General features: G+C 65.4%; 18 protein-coding genes. All 18 read right to left on the minus strand.

Annotated features, from left to right (window positions below; translation table 11 throughout):
* Positions 1 to 103: 103 nt before the first annotated feature.
* A complete protein-coding gene (locus tag ACODSN_RS05015; RefSeq protein WP_489053609.1) occupies positions 104 to 1300 on the minus strand; it encodes an aspartate aminotransferase family protein in 1197 nt (398 codons plus the stop codon).
* A gap of 132 nt (positions 1301 to 1432) precedes the next feature.
* The gene (locus ACODSN_RS05020; protein ID WP_489053610.1) at positions 1433 to 1828 is read right to left on the minus strand and encodes a flagellar export chaperone FliS; all 396 of its coding nucleotides are present in this window, start codon (positions 1826 to 1828) and stop codon (positions 1433 to 1435) included.
* 12 nt (positions 1829 to 1840) lie between these two features.
* Positions 1841 to 3259, minus strand: a complete 1419-nt coding sequence (gene fliD / locus ACODSN_RS05025; protein WP_489053611.1) for a flagellar filament capping protein FliD — start codon at positions 3257 to 3259, stop codon at positions 1841 to 1843.
* Between the two features lie 86 nt (positions 3260 to 3345).
* Complete coding sequence (locus ACODSN_RS05030; RefSeq protein ID WP_489053613.1) at positions 3346 to 3798, minus strand: hypothetical protein; 453 nt, start codon at positions 3796 to 3798, stop codon at positions 3346 to 3348.
* 67 nt (positions 3799 to 3865) lie between these two features.
* The gene (locus ACODSN_RS05035) at positions 3866 to 5005 is read right to left on the minus strand and encodes an EscU/YscU/HrcU family type III secretion system export apparatus switch protein (RefSeq protein ID WP_489053615.1); all 1140 of its coding nucleotides are present in this window, start codon (positions 5003 to 5005) and stop codon (positions 3866 to 3868) included.
* Between the two features lie 3 nt (positions 5006 to 5008).
* Positions 5009 to 5791 (minus strand): flagellar biosynthetic protein FliR, encoded by a 783-nt coding sequence (gene fliR, locus ACODSN_RS05040; protein WP_489053616.1) that lies wholly within the window; start codon positions 5789 to 5791, stop codon positions 5009 to 5011.
* 10 nt (positions 5792 to 5801) lie between these two features.
* Complete coding sequence (gene fliQ, locus ACODSN_RS05045; RefSeq protein WP_489053617.1) at positions 5802 to 6074, minus strand: flagellar biosynthesis protein FliQ; 273 nt, start codon at positions 6072 to 6074, stop codon at positions 5802 to 5804.
* A 10-nt stretch (positions 6075 to 6084) separates the two neighbouring features.
* Entirely contained in the window at positions 6085 to 6849 is a 765-nt protein-coding gene (gene fliP / locus ACODSN_RS05050) for a flagellar type III secretion system pore protein FliP (RefSeq protein ID WP_489053770.1), read from the minus strand.
* 73 nt (positions 6850 to 6922) lie between these two features.
* On the minus strand, positions 6923 to 7192 hold the full coding sequence (locus ACODSN_RS05055; protein WP_489053619.1) for a FliO/MopB family protein: 270 nt from the start codon (positions 7190 to 7192) through the stop codon (positions 6923 to 6925).
* 89 nt (positions 7193 to 7281) lie between these two features.
* Positions 7282 to 7620 (minus strand): flagellar motor switch protein FliN, encoded by a 339-nt coding sequence (gene fliN / locus ACODSN_RS05060; RefSeq protein ID WP_340231230.1) that lies wholly within the window; start codon positions 7618 to 7620, stop codon positions 7282 to 7284.
* A 12-nt stretch (positions 7621 to 7632) separates the two neighbouring features.
* Positions 7633 to 8517, minus strand: a complete 885-nt coding sequence (locus ACODSN_RS05065) for a flagellar motor switch protein FliM (RefSeq protein ID WP_489053621.1) — start codon at positions 8515 to 8517, stop codon at positions 7633 to 7635.
* A gap of 148 nt (positions 8518 to 8665) precedes the next feature.
* Positions 8666 to 9295, minus strand: coding sequence for a flagellar basal body-associated FliL family protein (locus tag ACODSN_RS05070; protein WP_489053623.1), 630 nt, complete (start codon positions 9293 to 9295; stop codon positions 8666 to 8668).
* 27 nt (positions 9296 to 9322) lie between these two features.
* A complete protein-coding gene (locus tag ACODSN_RS05075; RefSeq protein WP_489053624.1) occupies positions 9323 to 11830 on the minus strand; it encodes a hypothetical protein in 2508 nt (835 codons plus the stop codon).
* On the minus strand, positions 11748 to 12173 hold the full coding sequence (locus tag ACODSN_RS05080) for a hypothetical protein (protein WP_489053625.1): 426 nt from the start codon (positions 12171 to 12173) through the stop codon (positions 11748 to 11750). The genes ACODSN_RS05075 and ACODSN_RS05080 overlap by 83 nt, the downstream gene beginning before the upstream one ends.
* Positions 12170 to 13498 (minus strand): FliI/YscN family ATPase, encoded by a 1329-nt coding sequence (locus ACODSN_RS05085; protein WP_489053626.1) that lies wholly within the window; start codon positions 13496 to 13498, stop codon positions 12170 to 12172. Before ACODSN_RS05085 ends, ACODSN_RS05080 begins: the two co-directional genes overlap by 4 nt.
* A complete protein-coding gene (locus tag ACODSN_RS05090) occupies positions 13495 to 14145 on the minus strand; it encodes a FliH/SctL family protein (protein WP_489053627.1) in 651 nt (216 codons plus the stop codon). Before ACODSN_RS05090 ends, ACODSN_RS05085 begins: the two co-directional genes overlap by 4 nt.
* Entirely contained in the window at positions 14132 to 15148 is a 1017-nt protein-coding gene (fliG, locus tag ACODSN_RS05095; RefSeq protein ID WP_489053630.1) for a flagellar motor switch protein FliG, read from the minus strand. The genes ACODSN_RS05090 and fliG overlap by 14 nt, the downstream gene beginning before the upstream one ends.
* A complete protein-coding gene (gene fliF / locus ACODSN_RS05100; RefSeq protein WP_489053633.1) occupies positions 15141 to 16892 on the minus strand; it encodes a flagellar basal-body MS-ring/collar protein FliF in 1752 nt (583 codons plus the stop codon). Before fliF ends, fliG begins: the two co-directional genes overlap by 8 nt.
* Position 16893: the final 1 nt, after the last annotated feature.

The following is a 16893-nucleotide window of genomic DNA, read 5'->3' on the forward strand; positions in this document are numbered from 1 at the left end:
CTCCTCCCTTTGCCGTTCGGTTCAAGCCACTTCGAGCGAAGCCGGAAAGCGGTTGTCGAAAATGGTTCTTCGACACGCTCGAACCGAACGGATTGGGCTGGATTTAGGCCGCCTCCACCGAGGCAAAACTCCGCGCACCAGCGGAAATCCGCTCGATACATTCGGCGATATGGCTTTCCTCGATCACCAGCGGCGGCAGGATGCGCACGACATTCTGTCCGGCGGAGACCGTCAGCAACCCATGATGATCGCGCAGATGCGCCACGAAGCCGCGCGCGTCATGCGCGTCCTTCATCTTGAGTCCAAGCATCAGCCCCATGCCGCGCACATCCTCGAACATGCCGTCATGATTGGGGATCAGCTGCTCCAGCGCCGACCGCAGCCGCGCGCCCATGGACCTGACATGATCCATGAAACCTTCGCTCTCGATCTCGTCCAGCACCGCCATGCCCGCCGCCATGGCGAGCGGATTGCCGCCATAGGTGGAGCCATGCGTGCCCGCGACCATGCCCCTGGCCGCTTCCTCCGTCGCGAGGCAGGCGCCGAGCGGGAAGCCCGCTCCGATGCCCTTGGCCACCGCCATGATATCGGGCTTCAAGCCATATTGTTCATGCGCGAAGAAAGTGCCCGAACGGGCATAGCCGCACTGCACTTCATCGAGAATGAGCAGCAGGCCGCGCTCGTCGCACAGCGCGCGCAGGCCGGTCAGAAACGCCTCCGTCGCGGGCGTGACCCCGCCCTCCCCCTGCACCGGCTCCAGCAGGAAGCCTGCGGTATTGTCGTCCACCGCCGCGGTCGCCGCCGCCAGATCGTTGAACGGCACCACGGCAAAGCCGGGCAGCAACGGTTCGAACCCGTCGCGCATCTTGGGCTGACTGGTCGCGGAGATCGTACCCAGCGTCCGGCCATGAAAGGCATTGTCGAAGCTGATGATCTTGTGCCGGTGCGGCTGCCCATTGGCATAATGATAGCGGCGCGCGGTCTTGATCGCGCATTCGACCGCTTCTGCGCCCGAATTGGTGAAGAACACGGTGTCGGCGAACGTGCTGTCGACCAGCCGCTGCGCAAACTTCTCTCCCAGCGGCATACCGTAAAGATTGGACGTATGCATCAGCGTCGCCGCCTGATCCGCGATCGCCTTGACCAGCCGGGGGTGGGCATGGCCCAACAGGTTGACCGCGATGCCGCTGGCGAAGTCGAGATAACGCTCGCCGCGCTCGCCGATCAGGTAGCAGCCTTCGCCTCGCACCGGACGCACATCGCACCTGGGGTATACGGGCATGAGCGGCGTGATCGACATGGGCCTTCCCTTCCTTGGGTTGATTGCAATGCGTCCAAAACGCAAAAAGGCGGCCCCCGCCGGGCCGCCCTGATGCGAACAGTGGCTATAGTGAGGGGACGAAACCGGCGCAACCCCGGCCGTGGGGCCAGTTCAGCCGATCTGGCTCCACGCTTCGGCGATTTCGGCGATCATGATGCGCGCCTGATCGACCGGCTGCGCCGACCGCTCCTTCGCGCCGACCAGCAGCAGCCGGCGCGCCTCACGATAAATCTGGGCGAGGCCCATGGCGATGTCGCCGCCCTTGTCGAAATCCAGGCTCGATTCGAGCGCGAACAGGATCGACATGGCGCGCGCCTGCTTGTCGGACACTTTCATGCGATCGCCATTCTGTTCGGCGAGCGATGCGGCGTCGAGCGCGATCTGCAATTCGTCGAACAGGATCTTGACCAGCGCGTGCGGCGTCGCGCCCTCGGTGCGGCTGCCCGAATGTATCGCCGCATAGCGCCGCGCCGCCGTAGATCCTGCATAACCCTGATTATAGAACATGATCCGTCCCGCTTAATTGTTGTTGTTGCTGTTGTTCCAGACCGCCATCTGCTGGGTCAGATAGCTTTGCGTCGCCTTGAGCGCCGACAGGCGCGTGCTCATCGCCGAATAGAGGGATTTGAGATGGTCCTCGTAACTGGCCATCTGATCGTCGAGGTCGGTCAGCTGCTTGGCGAGATCGGCCGTCACCGTGTCATACCGTTTCTGCGCCAGCTTGAGCGGCCCATCGTCCTTTTCGATATTGTCGCGTACCGAATCCATCAGCTTGGACAGGCCGGGGTTGGTCGCGGTGGATGCTGTAGGGTTCAGCATCGCGGTGATCCCGGCGGGGTCTGCCGCCATCGCCTTGTCGAGCAATTTGCTGTCCAGCGTCAGCGTGCCATCGCGATTGGTGCCGATGCCGATGTCGGCCAGCGTCTTATAGGCGCCGGTGGAGGCCAGCGGGGTCGATGTGAGCTGCCCCAGTTGTCGCTTCATGTCGCGCACGCTCGAAACGCCGTTCAGCACGCCGGAATTGGACTGGTCGGTGCCGAGCGAAGTGGCCGCGTTCAGCCCCTTCATCAACGTGTTGTAGGCGTCGACATATTCCTTGAGCAGATCCTTCATCGTGCCGGTCGGCTGGGTCATCGACAGGGTGATGCTACTATTCTCGTCCGCCTGGTTCAGGTCGATGCGCAGATAGGGGATCGCATTGTCGACCGTGTTGCCCGCATATTCATGCTCGACCCCGTCGAGCAGGATCTTCGCATTTTTCGGATCGGATGAGGATGCGATCGTGCCGCTGTCCGTTCCGCTCCAACCAAGGCCGCCAAGGACGCTCGAACCATCGTCGGCGCTGACGCTCAACGAAAAGTCGCTGGCCGCGCCGGTCTGCCCCTTGAACATCAGCCGCGAGCCATTGGCGTCGGTCACGACCGTCGCGGTCACGCCCATATTTGCCGCGTTCACCGCCGCCGCCAGCCCGGCATAGCTGTTGTTGGTGCCATCGATGGTGATCGGCTTGCTGCCCGAGGCGGTCGTGATCGTCAGCGTGCCCGTGCCGACCGGCGAACTGCCGGTCGCGCCGCTGGCGGAGGATGAGGCCAGGACCCGCGCGGACGCCAGCGACTTGACGGTCAACTGGGCGGGCAGGCCGGTGGGCGTGCCGCCGCTCAACAGGCTGACCGACGCCATGGCGCTGTTGTTGGAGAGCGGCGTTGCGGCGTAGCTGTCCCCCGAAAGCACGTTGGACAGGGCGTCCGCGAACGTGTCGAGCGAACCGACGGCGGAGGCCAGCGCGGAAACGCGCGCCGTGTTGAGCGACTGCTGATTGGTGATGACCTGCGCCTTGGGGTCGCGGGTCGCGCTCACCAGACTGGTCACGAGCGAGGCCGTGTCGATCGATCCGGCGCCCAGCGCTGTCAGAATGCTGCTGCCAACAGAGGTAGTCATGGACCGTCCTTTCAGGATGAGAGAACGGCGATAGCGACCAGACCTTTAGGAATGATTTTCGCGCGATGTGGCGGGGCGGATTTCCGTCAATGCGCCGGCGACAGCAACTGATCGACGGTGCCGCGCTTCACATGCGCCTGCGCCGCATGGGCATAGAAGGATTGCTGGACCAGCCGCCTGGCAAGGCTTGCCGCCTGCTCCACCGCTTCCTTGGAGGCAGGCGGCAGCGGCACGATGACCGACCGCTCGGGCAGCATCGACTGCACCGCCTGCGACGCGGCGTCGACCGAAGGCGGGGTGTCCGATCGCATGTCGGCAAGGATCATCGTGATGCGGGCATGAACCTTCGCATATTCGGCTGCGCCCGCGACATTATCGTCGATCGCGGCGACATCCTGTTCGGCGACGGGCGGCACCTGGCCTGCGCGCGTGACCTTGTCAGCGGCTTTGGCCAGCGCCGACACGGGCTGAACGGCAGTCGGCCGGACCCCGGTCCGCTCGATCGGCATTCCCTCGTTTCGTGAAGCATAGTCGCTCATGACGCACCATCATAATGCGTCCCCATAAAGACATTACGGACAGATGCGGCTAAACTTTAATTCACCATCACAGTTTTTTACCCTCGGCGTCGAAGCGAAGCTCCTCGGGCACCTTGATGAACGGACGGTCCATTTCGCTCGCCATGCGGTTTTCCACCCGGAACACGAAGGCGAGCACCGTCGCCACCGCCATATACAGGCCTTCGTTGACGATCTGCCCCGCGCGCGACGTGAAATAAACCGCGCGGGCGAGTTCGGGATATTGCAGCACCGGCACGCCATGGCTGTCGGCCAGTTCGCGGATCGCGGCGGCGATCGCGTCGCAGCCGCGCGCCACCACGACCGGCGCGGCGTCCACGCCGGGCTTGTAGCGCAGCGCGACCGCGAAATGGATCGGGTTGGTGATGATAACGCTGGCTTCGGCCACCGCCTTGCGGCTCGATCCGCTCAGCACCTCGAACTGGCGGCGGCGGATATGCCCCTTCAGCTCGGGTGATCCTTCGCTTTCCTTATGCTCGTCCTTTACTTCCTGTTTCGACATGCCGAGCCGCTTGGAACGCTGCATGATCTGCGCCGGGACGTCGATGCCCGCGATCACCAGCAGGCCGCCCGCCATGATGAGGCACACCATGATGAACATGTCGCCCAGCCCCGCCAGCGCGGACGCGTCGCCGGTCTTGCCGAGATTGACGATGGCGGTCAGCCGGTCCCAGATCACCCAGATGCCGACCGCGCCGAGCAGCCCGACCTTGGCGACCGACTTCAATAGTTCGATCAGCCCCTGCATGCCGAACATGCGCTTGAGGCCCGACGCCGGGTTCATCTTCGACGCCTTGGGCGCGAAGGCGCCCGGACGGAAGCCGAGCGAACCCAGCACGGCGGGGGCGGCGATCGCGGCGAGCAGCGTCGCCAGCATCACCCCCGCCACCGGAAAGGCGACGCCCGACAGCAGGTGAAGCCCGCGATCGACGGGTGAAAAGTCGACGATATCCTCGCGTCGGAAACGCAGACCCTGCACCAGCATATTCGACATCGCCCGCACCAGCGACGGGCCGGTGACGGCGATCATGCCGATGCCCGCCAGCACGACGAGCGCCGTGGCGAGATCGCGCGATTGCAGGATATCGCCATTCCTGGCGGCCTCCTGCAATTTCTTGGCTGTCGGTTTTTCGGTCTTTTCGCCGCCGCCGGTGGAGCCGCCTGCCATCGCTCAGCGCCCCTCCGAAATCAGTTGGGCCTGCTCCAGCCCGGCCTTGAGCGAGGCGGTGATCCCCTCGCCCATGACCGGCGCTGCAATGGCCAGCAGGATCAGGCCCGCCATCAGCGCGACCGGCATGCCGACCGCAAACAGGTTGAGCGACGGCGCGGTGCGCGCCAGCATGCCCATGACGATCTGCACCAGCACCAGCGCGAAGGCGACCGGCAGCGCGATCGTCACCCCCGCCCCCAGCAGCGATCCGCCGAAGGTGATAAGGTGCCACACCGCGTCATTGCCGATCAGCGACCCGCCCGGCGGCATCGACTGGTAACTTTGCACGACGAAGCTGACGAGCAGCAGATGCCCGTCCATGCCGAGAAACAGGAAGGTCGCGAGGATCGACAGGAATTGCCCCACCGCCTGCGTCGCCGTGCCCGATTGCGGATCGACCATCGCGGCGAACCCCAGCCCCATGGCGTTGGCGACCGCTTCGCCCGCGACGAAGGCCGCGCCATAGCCGATCTGCACCGCAAACCCCATGGCGAGACCGGCCAGCACCTCGCCCGCGACCAGCATCACGCCCTGAAAACTGGCGATGCCATCCTGCGGCAGTTGAAACGTCACGCTGTTGAGCGCCGCCATGCCAAGCGCGAGGCTCAGGATCAGGCGTAGCTGGAGCGGCACCGCCGGCGCGCTGAAGATCGGCGCGGCGAGGAAGGCGGCGCCGGGCCGGATCATCGCGATCAGCAATATCCATAATTGCGTCTCGACGCCCGAAAAGCCCGGCGCGATCATCGGCCAGCGCTCATCGCAGCAGGTCCGGTATGCGTTCGAAAATCTCGCGGGTGAAATCGGCGACCAGCACCATGATCGACCCGCCGAACAACACGAGCATGCCGCCGACGACGAGGATCTTCGGGATGAAACTCAGCGTCTGTTCGTTGATCGAGGTCGCGGCCTGCACCATGCCGATCAGCACGCCCGCGATCAGCGCGGGGATGAGGATGGGCGCGGCGGCGAGCGCGGTGATCCACAGCGCCTGCTGCGCGAGACCCATGAAGAAATCGGCGTTTTCCATGTCGTGCCACTCAAGTCGCGAAGGAGCCGGCGAGCGACCCCATCGTCAGCGCCCAGCCATCGACCAGCACGAACAGCAGCAGCTTGAACGGCATCGAGATGATCGTCGGCGACAACATCATCATGCCGAGCGCCATCAGGGTGGAGGCGACAACCAGATCGATGATGAGGAACGGCAGAAATATCATGAAGCCGATCTGAAACGCGGTTTTGAGTTCGCTGGTGACGAAAGCGGGCAACAGGATCGAAAAAGGCACATCGGCGGGCGAACGGAAGGCGGGCGCCTTGGCCATGTTGGCGAACAGCTTGAGGTCGCTTTCGCGCGTCTGCTTGGTCATGAAGCCGTGCAGCACCTTGCCCGACCGTCCGACCGCTTCCTCGATGCTGATCTGGCCCTTGCCATAGGGATCGAAGGCCTGACCGTTGATCTGGTCGATCGCCGGCCGCATCACGAACAGCGAGAGGAACAGGGTGAGGCCGACCAGCACCTGATTGGGCGGCGTCTGTTGCAGGCCGAGCGCCTGACGCAACAGCGACAGGACGATGATGATGCGGGTGAAGCTGGTCATCATGAGGATCAGCGACGGCAACACCGTCAGCAGGCTCATCAGGACGAGAATTTGCAGGCTGAGCGACAGCGGCGCGCCATTGCCCGACAGTGCGCCCATGGCGCGGGTCAGCGCTCCGCCATTGTCGACCGGCGCGGTGGGCGGAGTCAGCGCCGGGGCGGCCTGCGCGAAGGCGGGCTGCGCGATGATGACCAGGCCGATCAGCATGACCAGCGCCGGGAACAGCCAGCGACCGCCCTTACCTGCCATATTCAAAAGCCGTGCCACGGAGCTGGAACGATCAGAAACCGCGCGCACGATGGTCGCCTTCCGCGATCTTTTCGATCCGGCCGCGCGTGATCGACAGCAATATCTTCTTGCCCTCGAAATCCACCACCGCGAGCTTGCCCGACGTGCCCATGGGCAGGGCTTCGACGATCTTGAGAATGCGGTCGCCCTGCCCCGCGCCGATCATGCCGGGCTGATATTTCCGCCACAGCCACAGCGCGGCGAACGCCATGCCGCCGATCATCGGCAGCAGGATGATGAGTTTGAGGAAATACCAGAACATTCAGTTCTTCCCGGAAAAGTGGGAGCCGGTTTTCCGGTCAGGAAGAACGGCAACCAAGGCGAGGACAGGGCCGCAGGTCATGTCCTGATTCACCCGCGCCGTTCGATGCCGGCGAGCCGGGTTTCGGTGGCGGCGATATCGACGATGCGGATGCCGTAGCGGCCGTTGACGGTCACGACTTCGCCCTTGGCGATCAGCGCGCCGTTGACCATGATGTCGAGCAGGTCGTCGGCCTGACGATCCAGTTCCACAATGCTGCCTTCGGCCAGGTCCATGACTTCGGCGAGGCGCAGGGATGTCGATCCCACCTCCACCGACATGCGGACCGGAATGTCGGCGAGCAGCCGGAATTGCCGGTTGCCGGCCATGCGGCTCGCCCCATCCTCGCCCTTGCCGTCGATCTGCGGCGCTTCGCTCATATCGCTCATTGGTCTGATCCCTTATTGGTCCGGTGCTTGTGCAAGCTTTTCAATCTGGAAGGCGGCGCGGCCATCCTGTTCGCCGATGGTGCCATGGGCGACGATGCGGTCGCCGACGATCAGCGGCAGGCTGCGGCCGATGGTGACGGGAATGACGTCGCCGGTCTTGAGCGCCATCAATTCGGCCAGCGAGAGATTGGGCCGCGCCAGCACGGTGCGGGCGGGCAGGCGGATGTCGCGCATCCGCCGCGCGATCCGGGTGCGCCAGACCGGATCGACCCGGTCCTCGTCGGTAGGCAATTTTGTGCCGGTCAGCCCCTCGACCGCGCGCAGGGCGGACAGCGGAAAGACGATGTCGATCGGCCAGGACTGGTCGCGGGTCAGCGTGACGGAAAAGCGTTGCAGCACCATCTGGTCGCCGGGTTGCGCCGATGCGGTGAAACCGACGCCGGCCTCGCGGGCGATCAGCGCGGGGTCCAGCGCCAGCACTTCGCCCCAGCATTCGATCAGGCGGGCGATGATGGTTTCGGACAGGCGAGCGATCAGCCGGTCCTCGGTCGGCGTAAACTCGCCGCGCGCGGGCAACGGACGATTGCCGATGCCGCCATAGAAACAATCGACCAGCGTCGAGATCATCGACGCGTCGAGACGCAGCAGAACCTGCCCCTTGAGCGGCAGCAGGCGATAGATGCTGATGCTGGCGACGGACGGCACCTGCGCCGCCCATGCGCCGAATTCGACGAGTTGCGCGTCCTCGCTGGTCACATGCGGACGGACGCCGGAAATCGGTTCGACGATCGCGCGAATGCGGCGGCCCAGCTTGTTGCCAAGCCGGTCGATCCCCGACAGCATCACCGGCGCTTGCGGTTCCCCACGACCAAAGGCGTAGGTCTGAACGTCGTCCATGATAGTCCCCTGCCTGCGCGTCAGGGGATTTCCCGGCGTTCAGACAGGGCTATAAAATAACGAAATTGGTAAAAGATCGATTAACGATAGCATTCAGGGCCACGCTGGCAGGCGCGACGGCGAAGCCTGCCATGGCCGCTCTCACCCGTCACTGGATCACGAAATTGGTGAAATAGACATTGTCCACGCCGCCATAGCCGGTCTTTTGTTTCAGGATATCGTTGATGATCGTCCTGATCCTGCCCTGAAGTTTACGCTTGCCCTCGGGGGTTGCGAGCATCTCTTCGGGCTGCTGCGCCAGCATCATCAGCACCTGACTGCGGATCGCCATTTCATGCGTCTTGATCGCATCGATAACCCGCATGTCATAATAGGTCGAAACGGCGATGGAAATCTGCGCGAAGGCGTCGGTATCCGACATGTTCGAGGTGAATGGCGCCCCCAGCTGGAAATAGGTGGCCTGATAATTGGCGGGATTGTCGGGCGCGGGCAGATCAATGCCCTTGCCGGGCGTGTGACCGCTCACGACGCCACCGCCGCCCTCATGCCCTTCGCCGCCGCCATGCGCCTTGGCGACATCCTCCGCCTTTTCGCCCGTCAGAACGAGCACGGGGCGGTTGGGATCGGGCTTTGGCCCTTCTTCCTTATGACCAAAGAAACCGGCGGCATACAGCCCCCCTGCCGCACCGGCGCCGCCGATCAGCATGGCGATGACGATCAGGAGAATCGTCTTGATGCCTCCGCCCTTCTTTTTTTTGGCCTTGGCGTCGTCGCTCATGAATCATGTCCCCTGATGGCCCCGGCGTCACGCATAGCGCGGCCCGCCGGCTGCGCGGCGCACGCCATCGGCAACCGATTCGCGTGCGTCCGCCTGCTGAAGAACGGCCATGTCGGCCGCGATTTTATGGGGCGGCGCAAAATTTTCGCGCGCCTGCCAGCGCCCCTGCCCGGCCGACTGGCCCATACCCTGCCCCGCCGTTTGCCAGTCGCCGCCCGTTTGGGGCGTCGCTGGCTGATCGCCCTGCCTGCGCGGCGCGTCGGCGGAGGCGGCCGGTTCCACCACCGGCGCGCGCTCGATCTTCAATTCGGTGATGCGAACAGCCGAAAGCCCCGTGCCCGTTTCCAGCCGGTCGCGATCCTTGCGCAACGCCATTTCAGCAGCCTCCGTCGCTACGGTCAGGCTGACGGCGGCACCGCCGATACCGGGGCGGATATCGACCTGCACCTGGCCCAGCTGTTCCGTATTGATCTGGAACCGGCCCTGCGCGCCATCGGCGCTAAGTCCCGCAATATCGCGGGCGAGACCGTCGATCCATTGGCCCGATACGCCCATATCGACGAGCTGCGCGCCGATGCTGGCGGACAGGTCGACCACGGGCGGCGCGGCCTGCAACGGCGTCATCACTGTCGGCGTGGGCGGCGCGGCCTGAATGACTGGCGCAAGCGGAGTGTCGGGCGCGATGATTGCGGCGGTGCTGGCAACAGGTTTCGGCGCAATCTTGCCCCGATCGTCCTTCTCGCCACCCACACGCGCCCTGAACTGGTCGCGAACCAAAGTTAAAAGAGATAGCGCCTCAAATTTAACCGGCTTGGCAATTTCAGTAGGCGCGGCGAGGGGTAGCTTCGCATCCGGGGACGCTGCTTTCATTTCGACCGTAGCGGGCGCGATCGGGACCCCGGCATTGTCGAGCCGCACCGATGGCTTGGCCGCATCGCCCTTCGGCAAGGGGGAGATGGACGGACTATCGAGAGCCGCCGCAGCCGGATGCATCGGAAGAGGTGAAGGGATCGCCGGGTCCATATCACCGATTTCCGGCGTTATAGTGGCTCGTAGTTCGGCGCGCATGGGGGCGGTTGGTGCATGCGCTGGCGGCGCATCGGTCTGCACAATGGCATCGGGCGCAGACGACGCGACGGGACCGGATGCATCCATGTCGGCGGAGGATGGAGCCTCGCCAGCAACGACGCTTCGCCCGACCTGAGAGGGTTGTGTTGCAAGCGGAGTCGTCACCGGGACGCCCGCTGATACGGGCATGGCGGGCGTCGGGGCGACGGCGCTTCCGGCAGGCGCGTCATTCGCAGGCTCGGGCAGCGAAACGATCGCGGACGGCAACGGCAATCCTTCGACCGCCGGTGACGGCTCGCTCAGGCTCATCGCAACCTTGTCCGTCGTGACCGGAATTGAGATCTCGACGCGAGCCTCGTCTGCGGGCGCAGGCGGCGCGGGGACAGCCGCAGCAGCCGGGGAAGGAGGCGATGCCGTCACCATAGCGGCGCGGGGAGATGTCTCATCGGGCATCGCCACGTTGACCGGCGCAAAGTCGCCTTCCTGAGCGATGCCCGCAGGGTGACTTTCGTGCCGGGTCGGGGCGGTCGCGAGGTGCGGCCGTGTTGGTAGCGTGTTCACCCCCCTGGCCTTGTCCGTGATCGACACAGTGCTGCCGGACGATGCTTCGGATCGCGCTTCCGCATGGACCGAAGCGGCTGATGCGGTGACAGGCGTTGACGCAAAAGGAGGGGTCGGCTGGCGAGGCGCATCGGAGCCAGCAAGCACCGACAGCTGTTCAGTTGGCTCGCGATCCGTCTCGTCGGAGGCTTCCACTGCCTCCGCGATACGCGGAGCATGCGCGGCTGTTACGCGCGGGCCCTTATCCACCGCACCAATGTCGGACGAGACTCGAGCCGCCGACCTGGCGCGTATATTTTCCACGGGCGCGGGCGCGGCCTCCTCGGCTGCGGGTGGGACCGGCACGGCGATAGCGGCCCCGCTTGGCAACGGGACGGGCGCGGCCACAACAGGCGCGGGCTGCGCATCGATCTGCGGCGGCACGGCCGAAACCGCCTCCGGACCGGCGCTGACCGGGGGGGCGCTATCCGGTGCCGACTGCACTGGCCGGGAAGCGAGAATATGGGTCGCGGAGGGGACGGCTGACGGCAAGGGAGCAGCCACATTATCAATGACCACATGAGGGCGCGCAGACGATCCGGCTGGTATCGCATTCAGGAAATTCGGTGTCGCAACCGGCTCATCGCCGCTCGCTTTATCGATCACCGGCAAAGCCGGAGCCGCGTCGATCGCCGCATCCGGCGACGGCACGCCCACGGCCGCCATCGTCCCGCGCAACAGGGTCGCGAAATTCGCCGCATCCGCCGCAGGCAGCGCCGTGAGGCTCGTCGCGGTTGGGGCAGCGGGAAAGAGCAGCGCCTTGAGGCTGGTCAGCATATTCACGTCAGGCGTCCCCCGTCCGCTGCATCCGGCGATAGCGCGGCAGCGCGGCCAGCCGGTTTTCGCGCCATTCTTCCAGCGCCGCATGGGCGCGATCCTTCAGGCGCACGGCGATTTCCTTTTCGCGATTGGTGGCGAGACCGATCGCTTCCCTGGCCTCGACCTTTCGCCGGGCGTCATAGAGCGCGCCGTCGAGCTGGCGTCCCGCCTGTTCGAGACGGCTGGCCAGTTCCTGCATCGCGGCGAAGGATGCGCCCGTCGCCGCGCCCCGCGTGCCGAACAGGTCGCTGCGCACCCGCGCCAGACGTTCGCTGTTTCGCGCGATGCCGTCGGCCTCGTCGCGCGCGCGCGCCGTTTCCGCCGTCGCCATCGCATGTTGCACATGGCGCACGCGCAAGACGCGCTGCCGCCGCCCGAGCAGGCCCTTCACGCGCCGAACTCGGCGATGAGAGCGTCGGCGCTGGTGGCCAGGTCGATGCGGCTTTTCTGATCCTGGCGGATGAAATCGAGAATCTCCTGCCGCCGTTGCACCGCTTCATCGATCACCGGATCATTGCCGGGGCGATAGGCGCCCATCAGGATGAGATCGCGATTTTCCTCATAAGCGGCCCACAGGCGGCGATAGGACGCGGCGGCGGCTTTATGTTCGTCACTCACAACATCGGCCATCACGCGCGACAGGGACTTGCCGACATCGATCGCGGGAAAGATCGCCTGTTCGGACAGATGCCGCGACAGCACGAAATGCCCGTCCACGATCGCGCGGGCGGCGTCCACGATCGGATCGTCGGTATCGTCGCCATCGGCGAGCACAGTATAGAGCGCGGTGATCGAACCGCCGCTGCGGCTGTCCACCCCGGCCCGCTCCACGAGACGCGGAATCAGCGCGAGGGCGGAAGGCGGATAGCCCTTCATCGCGGGTGGTTCACCCAAAGCCAGCCCGATTTCGCGCTGCGCATGGGCGCAGCGCGTCAGGCTGTCGAGCAGCAGCAGGACCTTCTTGCCCCGCGCGCGGAAATATTCGGCGATCGCGGTCGCGCGCGCGGCGGCGCGCAGGCGCAGCACCGGCGGATGATCGGCCGGCACGGCGACGACGATCGATTTGTGCATCGATCCCTTGAGCTTGGTTTCCAGGAAGTCGCTGACCTCGCGCCCGCGCTCGCCGATCAGGCCCGCGACGACGATATCGGCTTCCGCCCCGGCGATCATCTGGCCCATCAGCACCGATTTGCCGACGCCCGAACCAGCGATGATGGCGATGCGCTGACCGCGCCCGGCGGTGAGCAGCGCATTGACGGCACGTACCCCCAGATCGAACGGCTCGGTCACGCGGCCCCGGTCCAGCACATTGCCCCGAACGCCGTTGAGCGGCCAGCTTCCGCCCGCGATGATGGGTCCCTTGCGGTCGAGCGGCTGGCCCATCGCGTCGATGACCCGGCCGATCAGGCCGTCGCCGACCTGCACCATGTTCGCCTGACTGTCGGGTTCGACCCGCGCGCCATTTTCGAGCGGCGCGTCGCTGTCGAGCGGCACCAGAATCGTGCGCCCGCCGCGAAAGCCCGCTACTTCGGCCCGCGCCACCGTGCCGTCGCTGGCGATCACGCGCGCGCCCGCACCGATCGGGCGGCGAAAGCCGGTGACTTCCAGCATGCCCGCATCATGGCTGACCAGACGCCCGACATGGCGGGGCTGACGGTTCTGAACCTGAAGATGATCGAACAGGCTTTCGGCCTGCGCAAGCGCCGCGCGGATCATGGCTTGCCCTCCATCTCGTCGAGCAGGGCGCGTAACCTGGCAAGGCGGACATCGGGACCGTCCTCCACCCAGCCATCGCCGGTTTCGAGCCGCACGCAGCCCCGGCGCATGGCGGCGTCGGGCACCAGTTTCACGGCGATATCCTCGCCCTCCAGCAAGACGATGTCGTCCGGGTGGAGGTGCAAGGCCCCCTTCCCTTCGCTATCCTCGATAAAGGCGGACACGGTGTCGCATCGCTGCACCAGCCGCTCGATGTCGATCTCGACCTCGCCGACGATCTGTTCGACCAGCCGCACGACTGTGGCCGACAACATGGTGGACAACATGCCGCTCGGCGCGGGCGCGAGCATCGCCAGCGCATCGGCCAGTTGCGCGCGCGCCATATCGTCGGCGGTCGCCGCTTCCTGCGTCACGCGACAGCCTTCGTCGAAACCCATGGTGAAGGCTTCGACCTGCGCCTGTTCGATCGGGTCCTGCGCGGGTTCGGCCTCATGCAGGCCCAGCCCCCGCATCGCCGCCGTCTGAGCGCCCGGGGGCGCGGTATACAGGCTGCGGAAACCGTTCCCTACACCCTGACCCGCTCCAATGACCGAAACGCTGTCGAATGCGGGCAGGCTCGCGGCGTTCCAGACCCTAGACAAAGTCATTCCCCTTGCCCCCGAGCATGATGGTGCCAGCGTCGGCCATGCGGCGGGCGGTCGCGATAATCAGCTTTTGCGAATCCATGACCTCGGCCAAGCGGATCGGTCCACGCTCCTCGATCTCGTCGGCGATCGCCTGCGCCGCGCGGGCGGACATGCAGCTGAAAATCTTGGCCTTGAGCATGTCGTTGACGCCCTTGAGCGCGACGACCAGCACCGCGCTGTCGACCGTGCGCATCAACGTGCCCAGATTCTTGTCATCCATGTCGATCAGGTTATCGAACACGAACATCTCTTCCTCGATGGTCTGCGCGATCATCTTGTCGCGCTTGGCCACCGCCTTCATGATCCGCTGCTCATTATCCTTGCGGACATTGTTCATGATCGCCGCCGCCTCGATCGTGCCGCCGCGCTGCGACGCCGCGCCCTGTTTCTTGACCGGGCCGCGCAGCAGCAACTGCTCCAGATCGTCCAGCGCCTCGTTCGACACCGGGCCGAGCGTGGCGATGCGATAGACGATCTCTTCCTGATATTCGGCCGGCAGCAATTGCAGCACATCGGCCGCGACCGGCGCTTCCAGATGGGCGAGCACGATCGCCATGATCTGCGGATGCTCCATTTCAATGAGCGCCGCGATCTCCTTGGCGTCCATCCATTTGAGCATTTCGAGCTGGGTCGAGCGCGTCGGCGGGGTGATGCGCGCCAGGATCGTCTCCGCCCGCTCCTCGCCCAGCGCCTTGGTCATCGCGCCGCGAATGTGCCGGGTCGCGCCATAGCCGATGGTCGTGCGCTTCTTCGCCTTGGTCACGAAATGGTCGAGCGCCTCATTCACCTCTTCGGGATCGACATCGGCGACATCGTACATGGCATAGCCAAGCTGGCGCACTTCCTCCGGTTCCAGACGCGACAGGATTTGCGCGGCCTCATCCTCATGGAACAGCATCAGCAGGACGGCGGCGGCGGCGCTGCCTTTCAGCGCTTCGGGTCGGCCGGGAACGATCTCAGGCATTTTCCTTCTTTCCCTCCTTCAGGAGGTCCCGGACGACGAGCGCGGCGCGATCGGGGTCCTGCTTGACGAAGTTACGGATCAGGTCGGCGCGCTGGGCATAATCATACGTGCTGGAGATCATGTCGAGCGTGACCGGTCGGGCCGGATCAGGGTTCTGCGTCACCTGCTTGTGCAGTTCGCCGGAGATTTCGCGGCCGATCTTCTGCCCCTGCACCGCAACGTCGGCGACCTGTGCCTCCTGCGCGGCGGCGCGGCGCTTGAGCAGCGGGCGGCCGATGCCGAAGATCAGCAGCAGCGCGACGATCAGCGCCGATCCGTTGCGCGCCAGCGGCGACACCCAATCGGCTTCATACCAGGGCGCCTTCACCTCCACGGCCTTGGCGAAGCCGCGCGAGGACAGGGCCACCACGTCGCCCCGGCTCTGGTCGAAGCCGACCGCGCCCTTCACCAGCGCTTCCAATGCAGCGATTTCCTGCGGGCTGCGCGGCTTGCCGTCCGCGCCGCTATCGAGAGCGACCGCGACCGACAGGCGACGGACGGTGCCGACCGCATCCTTGGTGACGGAGACTTCACGGCCCAGCTCGAAGCTGCGGTTGAACGTCTCCTGCGTTTTCATCAGCGGGTTGGGCGGGGTGCCGGGCGTCGCGCCGTCCGCGGCGGTCTGGCCCTGGCTCACCGCCTGCCCATTGGGGTTGGTCTGGCTGACGGTCGGGTTGACCGGCGCCTGATTGCTGAGCGCGCCGGGAACGCCGGAGGCTTCGCCGCCCTTCTGGCCGCGCTCGTCGGACGCCCATGTGCCCTGTTCGGTGCGCAGCCGCGCCTCATCCTGCGGATAGGTTTCGCGCGTCGCCTGGCGCTCGGCGAAACTCAGCTCGGCGTGGACCTCGGCGGAAAATTTCTCCGTGCCAAGGATCGGCGTCAGCAGCGCGACGACCGACTGGCGATAACGATCCTCGATCCGCGTCTGGATCGCGAGCTGGCGGTCGTCGGCAGCGTTACCGTCATTATGGCTGAGCAGCCGGCCATTCTGGTCGACCACCGAAATATCGTCGGGATTGAGTTCGGGCACCGACGACGCGACGAGATGGACGACGGCGCTCACCTGCGCATCAGTCAGTGTCCGGCCACTGGCAAGCCGCAGCATCACCGAGGCGGACGGTTTGGACCGATCGCGCAGGAACACGCTCGGCGGTTCGACGGCGAGGTGGACCTTCGCGGTCTCGACGCTGTCGATCGCCTCGATCGTGCGGGCGAGGTCCATCTCGCGGGCGGAGCGCAGCTTTTCGCCCTCCACCGCGCGCGAGGCGCCCATCGGCAGGCTGTCGATCATGCTGTTGCCGTCGGGCGCGCTCTTGGGCAGGCCCTGCGCGGCGAGCATCATCTTCGCCTTGAAATAATCGCTGTCGGAAACGGTCATGCCGCCCGCGCTGCTGAAATCATAGGCGATGCCATTCTGGTCCAGCACCTGCGCCACCGCCGACTTGTCGCTGTCGGGCAGGCCCCGGAACAGGTCGCGCTGCGGCGGTTCGCGCAGCGCCAGCCAGGCAAGCCCGGCGAGCGCCACGACCCCTAAAAGGCCGAGCAGCGGCAGGCTTTTCGCGACGGCGGGCTGCCGGAGCAGACCCGTGAAGCGCGCCTTGACCGCGTCGAACCCCTTGGGACCGCCAAAGGAGGGTGAGGACATGGCCGGGAGGCCGGTCGAGGCGGTCGAACCGCCATCCAGGGTGAGTGCGTTCTCGCTCATC

Source organism: Sphingobium sp. FG11 (assembly GCF_057809915.1).